Origin of the sequence: Massilia putida (assembly GCF_001941825.1) — a bacterium.
In the GTDB taxonomy this organism is placed as follows: domain Bacteria; phylum Pseudomonadota; class Gammaproteobacteria; order Burkholderiales; family Burkholderiaceae_D; genus Telluria; species Telluria putida.
The window spans coordinates 20525-35394 of sequence record NZ_CP019037.1; the positions used below are offsets into that span (position 1 = coordinate 20525).

13 protein-coding genes are annotated in these 14870 nt (G+C 66.7%); 8 read left to right on the top strand and 5 right to left on the bottom strand.

Annotated features, from left to right (window positions below):
* Positions 1-79 precede the first annotated feature (79 nt).
* From fadB to BVG12_RS00535, 5 genes are all read right to left on the bottom strand, one after another.
* Positions 80-2239: a fatty acid oxidation complex subunit alpha FadB gene (fadB, locus tag BVG12_RS00515; protein ID WP_229503630.1), complete on the bottom strand. Its 2160-nt coding sequence runs from the start codon at positions 2237-2239 to the stop codon at positions 80-82.
* Positions 2236-3024: an enoyl-CoA hydratase-related protein gene (locus BVG12_RS00520; RefSeq protein WP_075790675.1), complete on the bottom strand. Its 789-nt coding sequence runs from the start codon at positions 3022-3024 to the stop codon at positions 2236-2238. The genes fadB and BVG12_RS00520 overlap by 4 nt, the downstream gene beginning before the upstream one ends.
* Before the next feature lie 38 nt (positions 3025-3062).
* A complete protein-coding gene (gene maiA / locus BVG12_RS00525) occupies positions 3063-3716 on the bottom strand; it encodes a maleylacetoacetate isomerase (protein WP_075790987.1) in 654 nt (217 codons plus the stop codon).
* A gap of 2 nt (positions 3717-3718) precedes the next feature.
* Positions 3719-4375, bottom strand: a complete 657-nt coding sequence (locus BVG12_RS00530; RefSeq protein ID WP_169926768.1) for an NIPSNAP family protein — start codon at positions 4373-4375, stop codon at positions 3719-3721.
* 90 nt (positions 4376-4465) lie between these two features.
* Entirely contained in the window at positions 4466-5395 is a 930-nt protein-coding gene (locus BVG12_RS00535) for a LysR family transcriptional regulator (protein ID WP_075790677.1), read from the bottom strand.
* 115 nt (positions 5396-5510) lie between these two features.
* Here BVG12_RS00535 and BVG12_RS00540 point away from each other — a divergent pair, with 115 nt between their 5' ends.
* The 8 genes from BVG12_RS00540 to BVG12_RS00575 are packed head-to-tail and all read left to right on the top strand — an operon-like array spanning position 5511 to position 14858.
* Positions 5511-6413, top strand: coding sequence for a beta-keto acid cleavage family enzyme (locus BVG12_RS00540; protein ID WP_075790678.1), 903 nt, complete (start codon positions 5511-5513; stop codon positions 6411-6413).
* A gap of 14 nt (positions 6414-6427) precedes the next feature.
* Positions 6428-8506, top strand: coding sequence for an acetate--CoA ligase family protein (locus BVG12_RS00545; protein ID WP_169926769.1), 2079 nt, complete (start codon positions 6428-6430; stop codon positions 8504-8506).
* Positions 8503-9552 (top strand): cupin domain-containing protein, encoded by a 1050-nt coding sequence (locus BVG12_RS00550; protein ID WP_075790679.1) that lies wholly within the window; start codon positions 8503-8505, stop codon positions 9550-9552. Before BVG12_RS00545 ends, BVG12_RS00550 begins: the two co-directional genes overlap by 4 nt.
* The gene (locus BVG12_RS00555; RefSeq protein WP_075790680.1) at positions 9549-10244 is read left to right on the top strand and encodes a fumarylacetoacetate hydrolase family protein; all 696 of its coding nucleotides are present in this window, start codon (positions 9549-9551) and stop codon (positions 10242-10244) included. The genes BVG12_RS00550 and BVG12_RS00555 overlap by 4 nt, the downstream gene beginning before the upstream one ends.
* Positions 10245-10274: 30 nt before the next feature.
* Positions 10275-11282, top strand: a complete 1008-nt coding sequence (locus BVG12_RS00560; RefSeq protein ID WP_075790989.1) for a 3-hydroxyacyl-CoA dehydrogenase NAD-binding domain-containing protein — start codon at positions 10275-10277, stop codon at positions 11280-11282.
* Positions 11279-12088, top strand: coding sequence for a crotonase/enoyl-CoA hydratase family protein (locus tag BVG12_RS00565; protein ID WP_075790681.1), 810 nt, complete (start codon positions 11279-11281; stop codon positions 12086-12088). Before BVG12_RS00560 ends, BVG12_RS00565 begins: the two co-directional genes overlap by 4 nt.
* A complete protein-coding gene (locus BVG12_RS00570) occupies positions 12085-13716 on the top strand; it encodes a class I adenylate-forming enzyme family protein (RefSeq protein WP_075790682.1) in 1632 nt (543 codons plus the stop codon). Before BVG12_RS00565 ends, BVG12_RS00570 begins: the two co-directional genes overlap by 4 nt.
* Positions 13713-14858: an acyl-CoA dehydrogenase family protein gene (locus BVG12_RS00575; protein ID WP_075790683.1), complete on the top strand. Its 1146-nt coding sequence runs from the start codon at positions 13713-13715 to the stop codon at positions 14856-14858. Before BVG12_RS00570 ends, BVG12_RS00575 begins: the two co-directional genes overlap by 4 nt.
* Positions 14859-14870: the final 12 nt, after the last annotated feature.

A 14870-nucleotide genomic window follows, 5' to 3' on the forward strand; every position in this document is an offset into this window, starting at 1 on the left:
TGCCGCGCCACAGCTGCACGATTCCACAGCCGGAACGAACTAGCGTCCAACCTCGGGGATACGCGGGTCGCGTGCTGCATCACGCAAAGTAGGTGTGGCTGGCCGCCGCCATCTCGATCATCCGTGCCGTGGGCCGGTACAGGGCGCCGTCGTCGGCGTAGATTGCGCAACGTTTGACCACGGTGTGCATGCCAAGGAAGTCGGCGTAGCGCAGCGGTCCGCCGAGATAGCGCGGGAAACCCAGGCCCAGGATGAGTGCCATGTCCAGCTCCGCGGCCGAATCGACCACGCCGTTTTCCATGCACAGGGCGGCTTCGATCAGCATCGGCAGCATGGTGCGGTCGACGATCTCGGCGGCGCCAAAGGTGCGCGGCCCGCCGGGCTGTAGCCGCGCGAGCAGGGCGTGCGTGTCGGCTGCCGCGAGCTTGCGTGCTTTCCCCTTCGAGTCCGTTTCGTACCGATAGAAACCCAGGCCATTCTTCTGGCCGAGCCGGCCCGCATCGGCCAGCAGTGAACCCGGGTTGTCCGCCGCCGACATCCGGTCCGGATAGCCTGCTGCGATGATTTCCACCACATGGCGCGCGGTGTCCATGCCGATAACGTCCTGCAGGTAAGCGGGGCCCATCGGCCACCCGAAGGCTTCCAGTGCCGCGTCCACCTGTTCGAAATCCGCGCCGTCCTGGATCAATCCCGCGAAGCCCAACAGGTACGCGGTCAGGATACGGTTGACGAGAAAGCCGGGGCAATCCTGTACGACGATGGGTGTCTTGCCCATCGCGGCCGCGTAGGCGACAGTCGTCGCCACCGCCTCGCCGCTGGTGTGCGGACCGCGAATCACCTCGACCAGCGCCATCGCCGGCACAGGATTAAAGAAATGCATGCCCACGAAGTTGTGGGGGCGCCGCAAACCCCGCGCCAGCGCCGTGATCGACAATGACGATGTGTTCGAGGCAAGGACCGCGTCGGGACCGCAATGTCGTTCCACTTCCGCCAGCACCGCCTGTTTGATCGCCTGATCCTCGACGACCGCTTCGATGACCAAATCGGCCTGGTCGACGCCGTCGTAATGCAACTGCGGCGTGATCGTCTTCTTCACGAGATCGGCCTTTGCTTGCGTCAGGCGGCCAGCCGCGACCTGCTTGTCCAGCAGTTTGCCGGCTTCGGCCATACCGATATCGAGCGCATGCTGCGCGATGTCCTTCATGATGACCGGCGTTCCCCGAAGTGCACTCTGGTACGCGATGCCCCCGCCCATGATGCCGGCACCGAGAATGGCGACTTTGCCGACCGGCCGCCCGTGCGCGCTGTCGTTCTTCGCTTTCTTCTTCAGTAGCTGATCGTTGATGAACAGGCCCGCCAGGGACGCCGCCGCCTGGCTTTTCGCGATGGCGGCGAAGGCCTGTGATTCGAGCGTCAGCGCCGCGTCGCGGCTTGCGGACGCACTCTTCGCCATCAGTTCGACGGCCGCCGACGCCGCAGGGTAATGCGCCGCTTGCCTGGCCGTTACGAGCCGCGCCGCTTCGAGCGCCGCCGGATCGACGACGACGGGCTGGTGATGACGCCGGCGCCGGGCGCGCCAGTCTTCCCGCCCGGCGATCGCCTCGCGCAGCAACGCCAGCGCGACGTCCCGCACCCGATCCTGCGGTACAACGAGGTCGACGGCGCCGGCATCAGGTGCGGCATCGGCACGACGTTGTGTTCCCGAGACGATCCAGTCGAGCGCACAGGCCATGCCGGCGATACGCGGCAGCCTGACCGTGCCGCCGTAGCCGGGCATGATCCCCAGCCCCACTTCGGGCAATCCCACGCGCGCGGCGTCGGCCATGACGCGGTAGTCTGTCGCCAATGCCAGTTCGAAGCCACCACCCAGGGCCACGCCGTTGATCGCGCTGACGATGGGCAGCGGCAGGTCTTCCAGCGCGGTAAAGATGGCGGTGTAGCCGCGGATCCGGGCGGCGAGCGCGTCCTCGTCCAGGGCGAACAACGCGGCGAATTCGTAAATGTCGGCGCCAACGACGAAGCCGTCGCGCGCGCTGCTGACGAGGAGGCCTTCGAGATGGGACGCCGTACGGATCGCTGCGAGCGCGTTGCTCAGTTCACCGAACGTCGTTCGGTCCAGCTTGTTTACCGGACCGTCCCGACGGTCGAAGCAGAGTTCGGCTACATGAGGTTCGATCAGGTCCAGCCGCAAGGTCGTGCCGTGGTACATGGTGGTCTCGCTCAAGATAATGTGATTCATCGTCGCCGTGCGGCAAACACTGCCAGTGCCGACTGGGCGGCTGGCGCGGCGAGCAGCCGCGCGAAATGCTCGCATTCGTGCTCGATGGTGTCGGCAACCGGACCGGTATCGGCGCGCCGCAGCAGGCGCCTGGTCTGCCGCAGGGCCTCGGGATCCATTGCCAGCAGCTTGTTAACTGCACAGATGGCATGCGTCATCGCATCGCCATCCTCGACGACCTGCGTTACCAGACCGGCTTCACGTGCCTCGGGCGCACCGAATGGCTCGCCCAGCATCAACCAGCGCGCAGCTTGCTTGTAGCCCGCGTGGCGTGGCATGAGCAGGCTGGATGCGCCTTCAGGGCACAAGGCCAGGTTGATGAACGGCATGGCGAACCTGGTGCTGGCCCCCGCATAGACGATATCGCAGTGCAGAAGCATCGTCGCGCCGATGCCGATCGCCCCGCCTTCTACTGCGGCGACGACGGGTTTGTCGCAGCGTGACAGCGCGCGCAGGAAGTGTGCCGGCACAAACTCGTCGTCGGCGCCGAACTCGAGAAAATCGTTCAGGTCGTTGCCCGCGTTGAAGTAGTTGCCGGCACCGCTCAGCAGCACGGCGCGCACGCTGTCGTCGCCCTGCGCCAGCGTGAACATCCAGGCCAGTCGCAGGTACATGTCGAAGGTCAGCGCATGCCGCTGGCGCGGCCGGTTGAACAGGATGTGCAGTACACCGTCGCGTATCTCGTGCAGCACGTCGTTGCTCGCGCCGATGCCGCGTGACGTCGCCACGGAAGGAATGGTATCCATGTGTCGCAATCTTTATGTCTGGAGTCGACGCGCCGGCCCTATTCGGCGTCCGGCTGCGCTCCCGGCGCGGCCCGCTGGAACGCATCGAGCCGCTGGCAGTTGGCGTGGATACGCATCAAGGTCGGCACGCGCGACAAGTCGCACTCGAACCGTTGCGCATTCGCGATTTGCGGGACCAGGCAGCAATCGGCCAACGTCGGCGCATCGCCGTAGCAGAAGTCGCCGCTGCGGCCGTCCTGCGCGAGCATGGTCTCCAGTACCGCCAGCCCCGTCGCCACCCAGTGACGATACCAGGCAGTCTTTGCGTCCTCGCCGGCCCCCAGCGTTTGCGTCAGGTATTTCAGCACGCGCAGGTTGTTCAGCGGGTGCACGTCGCATGCGATGGCAAGCGCGATGCTGCGCACGAACGCGCGATCCGCCGGGGAACGGGGCAGCAGCGGCGGCTCGGGGTGCAATTCTTCCAGGTATTCGATGATCGCCAGCGACTGCGTGAGCGCGGCCTGCTCGCTGCCCGGTGCGCCCAGCGCGGGCACGAGCGCGGCAGGATTGATCGCGCGGAATGCAGCCCCGAACTGTTCGCCGCCGTTGCGGTTCAGGTGGATCGAAGTCGTGTCGTAATCCAGCTGCTTCAGGTTCAGGGCGATCCGTACCCGGTACGACGCCGAGCTGCGGAAATACCCGTACAGGTGCAGATTCATTGCGGTTCCTCCCATGCCACCGGCAGGTCCCGCATCAGGTAGCGGTCCGCCCGTTTCAGCAGCGGCGCCACGGTCGCGTGGTCGAGCGCGCTCTCGCGCTGCGCCGCGCTGTCCCAGCCGATCACGAACACCGCGCACGGCAGCGGCCGTCCGCTGATCACGTCGAACACGCCATGCACGCAGGCCCCGGCGGCCTGCAGGGCCGGTACGGCCGCTTCCAGGATCTGCTGGCGCACGGCGGTGCCCTGGCCGACCGCAGTCGCCTGCACCACGAGCTCGACCAGCCGCGGCGCGGCGTCTTGTGCGCGTGGCGTCCAGCCTTTGATTTCGCGTAGAAACAGCACCTCGAAGCTTTCCACCAGTTCGCTGCCGGCGTTGGTGCGGGCGCGCGCCTCGAGCCAGGCCGGGTCGGCGTAGAAATCCGCCCATGCCCGGCTGCGCTGCTGCATGCGGCGCCATGGTGTGAGATAGGCAAACAATGGAACGCCGGGTCCCGCGTCGACGGTCCATGCGGCCAGCGGGTGGATCCCGTGGCGCGGCAACAACGTGCTCAGGTCCTGTCGGACACGTGACGTCATGTCCTTCATGCGTCCGGGGGCCACGCTGTACATGCGCAGCTCGAAGATCGGGTCGTCTACGGGTTCGGTACTCATATCGGCTTTCGGGTACGTGCCGCGCGGCGCGCGGCCATCCAATAACTGACAGAGTATCATTTATGTGCAAGAATAGGAACTGATGAACCGTTAATTTTTTGCGTGGATCAGTTTTTCGGCACCTTGCCAGTCGCCCGCGTCGACCCTGGATGTGATCAGCTCCAGCGCCAGCCGTTTGCCTTCGCGTACCGCGAGCGAGTGGGTACGCGCGCTGTTTTCGCAGAGTGTCCACGTCAATTGGATGCCGGCGAGCGGTGCCCAGCTGAGGCCTGCCGTGACATCGCTGTTGCACAAGGCGCAGCTGGGGACGACGGTCTGTGCGATGGCCTTGCGCGCCATGGTGAGGCACAGCGCCAGCGTGTCCACCTCGGCGGCAAGCTTGAAGGCGTGACCGTTGCGCGACAACGCATGCTCGACCTGCAGGCGCAGGCCGTTGGGCCGGCTGGGGAGCACCAGCCGCATGCCGTCCAGACGGGACAGGGCGGCCGGCACCGCGTGATGCAGGCCGGCTTCGCGGCGGTCGACCAGCATCGCGGGCTCGCGTACCAGGCGCGTCTGCTGGTAGCCCGGTGTGGGATCGGGATTGAAGGGAATGATCGCGAGGTCGAGGAGGCCGGCGGCCATGTATTCGCGCAGGACGTTGCTGGCGCCCTCGTAAATGCGCAACTTCACGCCGGGCGAGCCGGAGATGATGCGCGCCGCATAGTCCTCGGTGAAGACGTGGTGCCAGGAAGGTGGGATGCCGATCGATAACAGGCCCGTGGCCTGTTCGCCGACCTGTTCCTTGAGGATGGACAGCTGGCGCAGGATGGGCCTGGCACGGCCGGCCAACAATTCGCCCGCTTCCGTCAGCGTGACGCCGCCATGCGTCCGGTTGAACAACGCGACGCCCAGTTCGTGTTCCAGCGCCGCGATATGGCGCGACAGCGCCGGTTGGGACAGGTGCAGGTCGAGCGCGGCGCGCGTGATGCTGCCGAGTTCGGAGACGCGCAGAAAGTATTCGAGCGGGAGTGAATTCATGGCCTGGCCATCCAATAATCGGATGGCCAGTATAACGGTAAAACATTATCTGGATGACGCTATCGATCACTACCATGGAGTCACCGCAACAAATACGACTGAGACAGGAGAACGCATGGCAACTCGAAAAATCATCGTCACCGTGGCCCCGACGGGTGGCATGGTCTCCAAGGCGCAGAGTCCGCATCTGCCGACGCAACCGGCGGAGATCGCGGAAGACACTTATCGCTGCTACAACGCCGGCGCAAGCGTGGTCGCGGTCCACGCGCGCCGCCCCGACGGCGAAGCGACGTGCAACCCGGCCATCTATCGCGATATCAACGAACGTATCCGCGCCAAGTGCGACATCGTGATCAATAACTCGACCGGCGGCGGCATCAACGGCGACATGATCCGGGAGATGGATAACGGGTTCTGGGAAATCATGTGGGAAGAGCGCATCAAGGGCATGGAGGCCGGCGCCGAGATGTGTACGCTCGATGCGCAGACCGTGTGCGCCAGCTTCGGTGGCAAGGAAATTCTCGTTCCGACGTCGCCGAATCGCACCAGGCAGCTGGCCGAGATGATGCGTGAACGCGGCATCAAGCCTGAATGGGAGGTGTTCAGCGTCGAGAACATCCTCCAGGACGTGAATACGCTGATCGCGGCCGGCGGCTACGACGACGCGCCCCATTTCATCAACATCGTACTGGGCGCCGACCGCGGTTTCCAGGGCGCCATGCCATATACGCCGAAGATCCTGCAGTTCTTCGTCGAGCACCTGCCGAAGAACTGCGTGTTCAATGTCAGCGCGATCGGGCCGGCGCAATTGCCGGCGACGACGCACGCGTTGCTGCTGGGTGGCCATGCGCGCGTCGGCCTCGAGGACAACCTGTACTTCAGCGCCGGCCAGCTGGCCACCAACGTGCAGCTGGTGGAGCGCATGGTACGCATCGTGCGCGAACTCGGTTTCGAAGTCGCGACGCCGAGCGAGGCGCGCGAGATCATGGGCCTGCGCCCGCTGCACGCCGCCAGGTGAACCGGGAGCCTATCGTGAATGCCTGCGAATTCGAAGTACTGCGGCGCCGGAACCTCGAGCGCTTGTTCCATCCGCGCAGCATCGCCGTGGTGGGCGCGTCGACCGACGCCTCCAAGGCGGGGTCCCAGGCCCTGCTGTCTCTGAAAGGCTTTCCGGGGCGACTGCTGGCGGTCAATCCGAAAGCGGACGAGATCATGGGCGTGAAATGCTACCCGAGCGTGGCGGCATTGCCCGAGGGTGTCGACCTGGCCGTGCTGGCGATCCCTGCGGAGCACTGCATCGCGGCGGCCGAGCAGGCGGCGCAACGGGGTGTCGGGGGCATCTTCATCATTTCCGGCGGGTTCGGCGAAACCGGCGGGGCCGGGAAGGTATTGCAGGACCGGCTGGCGGCGGCGTGTCGCCGCACCGGCATGCGCCTGCTCGGACCCAACACCTCCGGTTTCATCAACACCCACGCCGAATGCGTGGCCAGTTTCGTGCCCGGCGTCGACCGGTTGCGCAAGGGATCCGTCGCCGTCATCGCGCAGTCGGGCGGCGTCAATCTCACAATCAGTTTTCTGCTCGACCGCCTGGACCAGGGCGTCGCCCTCGCGGCAGGCTTGGGCAACGCGGTGGACGTGACGGCGGCCGACCTGCTGCCGATCCTCGCGGCCGATCCGAATGTCAGCGCCATCGCGCTGCATCTCGAGGGCGTGCCGGATGGCCGCAAGTTGTATGACGCACTGCGTGCCGTCACGCCGGTCAAGCCCGTGGTGGTGCTGGCCGCGGGCCGCGCCGACATCGGCGAGTTTGCCGTATCGCATACGGGAAATCTGATGGGGTCCCATCAACGTACCGTCAGCGCACTGGCACAGGCCGGCGCGGTGATCGTGGACAGCACGGAAGACCTCGCGCAGGCCGCGACGCTGCTGGGGCAGGGACGCTTGCCGGCATTGCGCGATCCCGGCGTGGGCCTCGTGACCGGACAAGCCGGTCCCGGCCTGCTGATCGTGGATGGCCTCAAGAGCGCCGGCTTGCGCGTACCGGAACTCGATGGCGCCACGCAGGAGGTGATCCAGCAGCACCTGCCGCCAATGACCTTCATCAAGAATCCGGTAGACACCGGCCGACCGGGCGCGGGCTTCGCGCATGTGGTGGACGCCGTGGCGGCTGCACCCGAAGTGGACGTGGTCCTGGTCTATGCGCTCAGCGAAGCGGCGGTGCTGGATCCCGCCCGGGCGCTGGCCGCCGCGGCAGGCCGTGGCAAGCCATTGGTGTTCGGCACCCTTGGGCTGCAACAGGACCTGGCGCCCGCGCTGCACGACCTGCGCGGGGCCGCGATACCGGCGGTTCTCGGCCCCGAGCGGCTGGTGCTGGCCGCGACGGCGCTGGCGGCGGACGCACGCGGCCGCTGGCTGGGCACGCAGCGAGCGGAGACGACGGTGTCCCGCAGCCAGGTGCCGCTGCAGGGGCCGTATGACGAACACAAGGCCAAGGCCTTGTTGGCCGAGTATGGCGTGCGCAGTCCGCAGCGGACGCTGTGCCACGGCCGCGCCGAAGCACTGGCCGCGTTCCAGCGCAGCGCGGGCGCGGTCGTCGTCAAGATCGTCGCGGACGACGTACCGCACAAGACGGAAGCGGGTGGCGTCCACCTGAACATCCGCACGCCTGGCGAGATGGAAGCCGCTCTGGATGCCATCGCCCGTATTCCTACCGGCGATCCCGGCAAGGTCCTGGTCGAGGAAATGGCGCCGGCAGGCGTGGAACTGATCATCGGCGCCGTACGCGATCCGTCGTGGGGCGTGACGGTGGTGGTCGGCCTGGGCGGCGTGCTGGCCGAGGCGCTGTCGGACAGCAGCGTGCGTCTTGCGCCGCTGGCCGATGCCGACATCGACGACATGCTGAACCAACTGCGCGGCAGACAGCTGCTGGATGGCTTCCGTCACCTGCCGGTATGCGACCGCACTGCCATCGTCGAGGTCGTGCAGGCCGTGGCGCGCCTGATGCAGGAACACGCCGACATCGCGGAACTCGAGATCAACCCGCTGCGCGTCAATGCGCAAGGTGCATTGGCGCTGGATGCGCTGGTCGTCTTAGAAAAGGATGCAGCATGAGCGAACAGCTGGGACGGGTGGAAGACTTGCCCAAGGATTATTACGACGGCCTCGTGTCGCGCAACACCCTGCCGCTCTGGCCGTCGCTGCGCGCGATGCTCCCGCACGGCATGCCGGGCCGGCGCACGCAGCCGGTGATGTGGCGCTACCAGGACGTGCGGCCGGACCTGATCAAGGCCGGCGAGCTGACGCCGATCGAGAAGGCGGAGCGGCGCGTGCTGGTGCTGTGCAACCCTGGCCTCGGCCTGCAGAACATGCAGGCCACGGCCAGCATCTATATCGGCCTGCAGCTGATCCAGCCGGGCGAGACGGCACCGAATCACCGCCATACGCCGTCTGCCGTCCGCTTCGTGATCGAAGGCGAGGGCGGTTTCACGGTGGTCAACGGCGAAAAGCTGCCGATGGAAAAGGGCGACCTCATCCTGACGCCGCCCGGGCTGTGGCACGAACACGGGCACGAAGGGCGGGGCCCGGTGATCTGGCTCGATGCACTGGACCTGCCGCTGATCTATGGCATCGACGCCTCCTACTCCACGGAAGCCCAGCGCGGCCAGCCGCTGCGCAAGGCCACGGGCGACTGCAACCTGCGCTATGCCCAGGGCGGCGTGGTTCCCTACGCTGCCCTGGACGACAAGCCCGAGGCGTTCCCGCTGCTGCGTTTCCCCTGGAAGGACGTGCGCGCCGCGCTGCAGTCCCTGGCCCGGGTGACGCCCGCCGCGGAGCCGGTCCAGCTGGCCTACGTCAATCCGCACACGGGCCGCGAGTGCCTGGCGACACTGGGATTCTCGGCGATCCTGCTGCGACCCGGCGAATCGCTGCGCATGAAGCGGCGCTCGGCTTCGGCCGTGCTGCACGTGGTCGAAGGCGCCGGGCAAGCGCAGGTGGATGGTGCCACCCACGATTTCGGGGCGGCCGACACGCTGGCCCTGCCAACCCACGCGCAGGTCACGCTGACCAATGGTTCGGCGACCGGGGAGACGTACCTGTTCATGGTCGACGACGCCCCACTGCATCGCAAACTTGGTATTTACGAGGTATTCGAATGACAACTTATCTGTTCCCGCCCGCACCGGTCAACGCCATTCCCGTCCAGGGCGATACCGCGACGTTTCCGATCCGGCGTATTTTTTGCGTGGGACGCAACTACGAAGCCCATGCACGGGAAATGGGCGTGGCGCCGGATCGCGAGGCGCCGTTCTACTTCACGAAGTCGCCCGACACCTATGTGCCGTCGGGGGCCACGATTCCCTATCCGCCCGGCACCAGCAACTATCACTACGAGATGGAATTGGTGGCGGTAATCGGCAAGCCCGGCTTTCGAATTCCGCGCGACCAAGCCCTGCAACACGTGTATGGCTATGCATGCGGGCTCGACATGACGCGCCGCGATCTTCAAATCGCGGCGCGGGAGCAGCGCCGGCCGTGGGACTTGGGCAAGGATTTCGAGCAATCGGCCGTGATCTCCCCCATCGTGCCGGCCGCGCGTATCGGCCACCCGGCCTCCGGGCGCATCGTGCTGGACGTGAATGGCGTCGAGAAACAGGCATCCGACCTGTCCCTGCTGATCCACGGTATTCCCGACCTGATCGCGCACCTGTCCGGGTACTACCACCTCCAGCCGGGCGACGTGATCTTCACCGGCACCCCGGAGGGCGTGGGCGCGGTGCAGCCGGGCGACCGGATTGGCGGCAGCATCGACGGGGTCGGCAGCATCGCGCTGACGATCGGAGAGGCTTGAGTCCGGCATGACGCCGGTCGAGGAGACATGATGCAGACAACGACAATCAACGGTGCCTACGCAGCACCCGCCGACGTCCGGGTCGTCGGCGTGGTCGGCACGGGGTCGGTCGGCGCCAGCTGGACCGCCCTGTTCCTGGCGTACGGCATTCGGGTGCAGGCCTTCGATCCGGCGCCGCTGGCCGAGGAGCGCGCGCGCGCGTTCGTCGGCGCCGCGTGGCCCGCGCTGATGGCACGGATGGGAACGCCGGACCGGGCCATTCCCCAGGACCAACTGCGGTTCTGCGCATCCATCGCCGAGGCGGCGGACGGTGCCCAGGCCATGCAGGAGAACGGGCCCGAGCGTCCCGAACTGAAAGCGGAGATCATCGCGGCCATCGACGCCGCGGCCGGGCCGGACCAGGTGATCATGTCCAGCACCGGCGGCATCATCCCGTCGGTCCTGCAGAAATCCTGCCGGAACCCGCGGCGTTTCGTCGTCCTCCACCCCCTCAATCCGGCGCACTTGCTGCCGCTGGTCGAGGTGGTGGGCGGAGAAGACACCGCCCCCGAGACGATGGACTGGGCGATGACGTTCGCGCGCCGCATCGGCAAACGACCGATCCGCCTCAAGCGGGAAGCGACCGGACACATGACCAACCGGCTGCAGTTCGCGCTGCTGCGCGAAGCGGTGCACTGTGTCGTCCAGGACATCGCGAGTCCCAGCGACATCGACGAGGCCGTGCGTTACGGGCTCGCACCGCGCTGGGCGCTGATGGGCGGATTGCTGACGATGCACCTGGCCGGCGGCCAGGGCGGGATGCGCGGCATCCTCGACCATGCAGGCGAGGCGATCGAAGGCTGGTGGGATTCGCTGGGCAAGCCGCACCTGGACCAGGCGACCCGCGGCCAGCTGCTGGCGGCGGCGTTGGAAGTCGCCCAGGGACACAGCATCGACGACTGGGTGGCGTGGCGCGACCGCAACCTGGCGCGCATCGTCCAGCTGATCGAACAGGACAACGGGCCGGAGGCCCCATTGACGACGGAGAACGCAGCATGAACGTATCCAATGATGCATCGGCGTCGCTCGGCATGCCGGACTGTATCCGGCTCGCGCGCGACGGCGCCACCCTGGTCGTGACGCTGGCCCGCGCGGCCAAGCGCAACAGCCTGAGCGACGAACTCGTACTGGGCCTGTCGCGACTGTTCGCGGCCTTGCCGACGGACGTGGCGGCCGTCGTGCTGCATGGCGACGGTGAGCATTTCTGCGCCGGCCTGGATCTGAACGAAGTCAAGGAAGGATCGCTGCACAAGGGCTTGCAGACATCGGCCATCGGCCAGCGCCTGAACGACCTGATCCAGTTCGCCGGCGTGCCCGTGATCGCCGTGCTGCACGGCGCCGTCATCGGCGGCGGGCTGGAGCTGGCATGCGCGGCCCACCTGCGCGTGGCCGAACCCTCTGCATTCTATGCGCTGCCGGAAGGAACCCGCGGCATCTTTCTCGGCTCGGGCGGCTCGGTTCGCATCCCGCGCCTGATCGGCGCCGACCGGGTGATCGACATGATGCTGACCGGCCGTACCTATGGAGCGGAGGACGGCTACCGGCTCGGCTTCTCCCAATACCTGGTGAATGCGGGGGCCGGACTCGACAACGCGCTGGAACTGGCGCGCAAGGTGGCGCAGAATGCGCCGCTCGCCAATTACGCGATCCTGCAGGTGCTGCCGCATATCGCCTCCCAGGATCCCACCAGCGGCCTGGCCACGGAACGGCTGATGGCCACGCTCGCCGCATCGGACGATGAGGCCAAGGCGCGCTTGCGCGACTTCCTTGAGCGCAAACTCAACAAGGTAAGGCACGAGTCATGATGGCGCGCCCCACCGCCGCACACGGCGCCGACGGCGTGGACCAGATGCCCTGGGCGGGACTGTGGCGCGACCTGTGCGACCACCAGGCCGAGCGGTTCGGCGACAAGACCGCGTTCGTCAACGTGGACGGCAGCGCGTTGAGTTTCGCGGCATTCCGCACCCGCGTCTACCGCTTGAACAATGCGGTGGCACGGATGGGGTTGCGCAAGGGCGACCGGGTCGCGATCCTGGCGAAGAACCGCACCGAATATGTCGAGGTCTATGGCCTTGCCAGCAGCGGCATCATCACCGTGCCCCTGAACTGGCGCCTGACCGCCGCCGAGCTGCTCCCGCTGCTGGAGCACAGCGCGCCGGCCCTGATCGTCGCCGACGAACAGCACGCGGCCCTGATCGATACGTTGTTGCCGGGCCTGCGGCGGGCGCCCCTGCTGTTGCGCTTCGGCGCGGGCGGCGGCGGATGGCAGGCCTACGAAGAGGTGGTGGCGGCGGCGCCGGACACCTGTCCGGAGCCGGATGCGCCGTTAACGCCGGACGACACGATCTGCCTGATGTACACGAGCGGCACCACCGGCGCGCCGAAGGGCGTGGCGCTGAGCCATCGTGGCATCCTCGGTAACGCACGCCTGTCGTCGCAGCAGGTGCTCGGGCTGACGCCACAGGACCGTACGCTGGCGGCAATGCCATTCTTCCACGCGGGCGGCATGTGGTATCACCTGCATCCAAGTTACGCGGCCGGCTGCACCAGCGTGATCCTGCCCGGCTTCGATGCCGAGCGGGTGCTGGCGACGCTGGAGCGGGCAGCGATCACGAACGTGCACCTGGTGCCCACGATGATCGGTGCGCTGCTTGCGCATCCGGCCATCGGGACGACCGACCTCGGCCGCCTGCGCCTCATCTTTTACGCGGCCTCCTCGATTCCGCTGGAGCTGCTCAAGCGCGCACTGGCCGCGTTCGCCGGCTGCGCCCTGGTGCAGTCGTATGGATCGACCGAGGCCGGCATGGTCACGGTGCTGACGAGCGCCGACCACGCGCGCGCGCTCGCGGGCGCCGAACGCTTGCTGGCGTCCTGTGGCCGCGCCATTCCCGGCAACCGGGTCCGGATCGTGGACCACCGCGGTGCCGAGGTGGCGCCGGGCGCGGTCGGCGAGATCGTGGTGCGCGGCGCGAGCATGATGTCCCATTACTGGAACAACCAGGCCGCCACCACTGCCGGCCTGCACGACGGCTGGTTCCAGTCTGGTGACCTCGGCTACTGCGACGACGAGGGGTACGTGTACCTGGTCGACCGCAAGAACGACATGATCGTCACGGGCGGCGAGAACGTCTATCCCAGCGAGGTGGAAGCCGTCCTGAATGCCGATCCGGATATCGCGGCGGCGGCAGTGTTTGGCCTGCCGGACCCGGTCTGGGTGGAGCGCGTGGTGGCGGCGGTGGTACCGCGCGCCGGTGCTGTCGTGACCGAGGAACAGGTCATCGCCCGCATGCGCGAGCGGCTCGCGGCGTACAAGTGCCCCAAGCAGGTATTCCTGCGCACGCAGCTGCCGCTGAATGCGGTCGGCAAGATTTCGAAAAAAGACTTGAGGCTGGCCTGTACCGAAGCGACAGCCGGCCAAGGAGACTCATTGTGAACCACTTGCATCCCGACGTACTGGAATTTCGCGGCCACTTGGCGCGATGGGTTGACGAACGCCTGATCCCGCAAGCGGAAAAGCTCGACGAACATCACGAGTTCTCGTTCGAACTGTTCCGCGAACTGGGCGAGCTGGGATATTTCGGCGTGATGTACCCCGAATCCGCCGGCGGCATCGGCCTCAGCCACCCGTACACCTGCTACACGATCCTGTGCGAAGAACTGGCGCGCGGCTCGATGGGATTCGCGGCCGCCGTCTGCATGCAGGGCTCGACCGCCACCCATACGATCCACGAATGGGGTAACGACGTACTGAAGGAGACCTACCTGCGTCCCGCCCTGCGTGGCGAAAAGATCGGCGCCTTCGCCATCACGGAGCCGAACGCCGGATCGGACGCGGCATCGTTGCGCACCAGGGCGACGAAGGTCGACGGCGGCTATCGCATCAATGGCAGCAAGATCTTTACGTCCAACGGCACTGTCGCCGACTTCATCACGCTGGTGGCGACCGTCGACCCGGGAAAAGGCGCGAAGGGCCTGGAACTGTTCATCGTGGATACCAAGAGCCCGGGTTTCCGGATCGGCCGCAAGCTCGACAAGTTTTCGGTACGATGTTCCGATACGGCCGAGTTGTCCTTCGACGACCTGTTCGTACCGGACGACCACTGCCTGGGCGACGGGCAGGGCGGCGGCTTCCGCAAGGCGTACCAGTCGCTCACCGTCGACCGCATTTTCACCGCGGCCCTGGCGCTGGGCACAGGCCGTGCGGCCTACGACGCGGCGCTGCGCTACGCCGGCGAGCGCAGCCAGTTCGGGCAGGCGATCGGCAAGTTCCAGGCCGTGCAATTCAAGCTCGTGGACATGCTGGCGAAGCTGGAGCAGGCCCGCCTGTACACCTATCACGCCTCGGCGCTGGCCGATAACGGACAGCCGATCACGACCGAGGCGGCGCTGGCGAAGATCATCGCCGGCGACGGCTGCAACGACGTCTGCCAGAAGGCGCTGTCGATCTTCGGCGGATACGGCCTGATGAACGAATTCCCGGTGCAGCGCTTCCTGCGCGATTCCTATTTCCCGATGGTGGGCGGCGGCACCAGCGACATCATGCGCACCATCGTGGCGCGCCAAATCGGACTTTGAGAAAGGCAGCAG

Excerpts from the sequence above, each read along its gene's own strand:
- BVG12_RS00535 (WP_075790677.1), bottom strand. The coding sequence starts at position 5,395 with ATGAATTCACTCCCGCTCGAATACTTTCTGCGCGTCTCCGAACTCGGC.
- BVG12_RS00520 (WP_075790675.1), bottom strand. The coding sequence starts at position 3,024 with ATGGATACCATTCCTTCCGTGGCGACGTCACGCGGCATCGGCGCGAGC.
- fadB (WP_229503630.1), bottom strand. The coding sequence starts at position 2,239 with ATGAATCACATTATCTTGAGCGAGACCACCATGTACCACGGCACGACC.
- BVG12_RS00560 (WP_075790989.1), top strand. The coding sequence starts at position 10,275 with ATGCAGACAACGACAATCAACGGTGCCTACGCAGCACCCGCCGACGTC.
- BVG12_RS00530 (WP_169926768.1), bottom strand. The coding sequence starts at position 4,375 with ATGAGTACCGAACCCGTAGACGACCCGATCTTCGAGCTGCGCATGTAC.
- BVG12_RS00550 (WP_075790679.1), top strand. The coding sequence starts at position 8,503 with ATGAGCGAACAGCTGGGACGGGTGGAAGACTTGCCCAAGGATTATTAC.
- BVG12_RS00565 (WP_075790681.1), top strand. The coding sequence starts at position 11,279 with ATGAACGTATCCAATGATGCATCGGCGTCGCTCGGCATGCCGGACTGT.
- BVG12_RS00555 (WP_075790680.1), top strand. The coding sequence starts at position 9,549 with ATGACAACTTATCTGTTCCCGCCCGCACCGGTCAACGCCATTCCCGTC.
- BVG12_RS00570 (WP_075790682.1), top strand. The coding sequence starts at position 12,085 with ATGATGGCGCGCCCCACCGCCGCACACGGCGCCGACGGCGTGGACCAG.
- BVG12_RS00540 (WP_075790678.1), top strand. The coding sequence starts at position 5,511 with ATGGCAACTCGAAAAATCATCGTCACCGTGGCCCCGACGGGTGGCATG.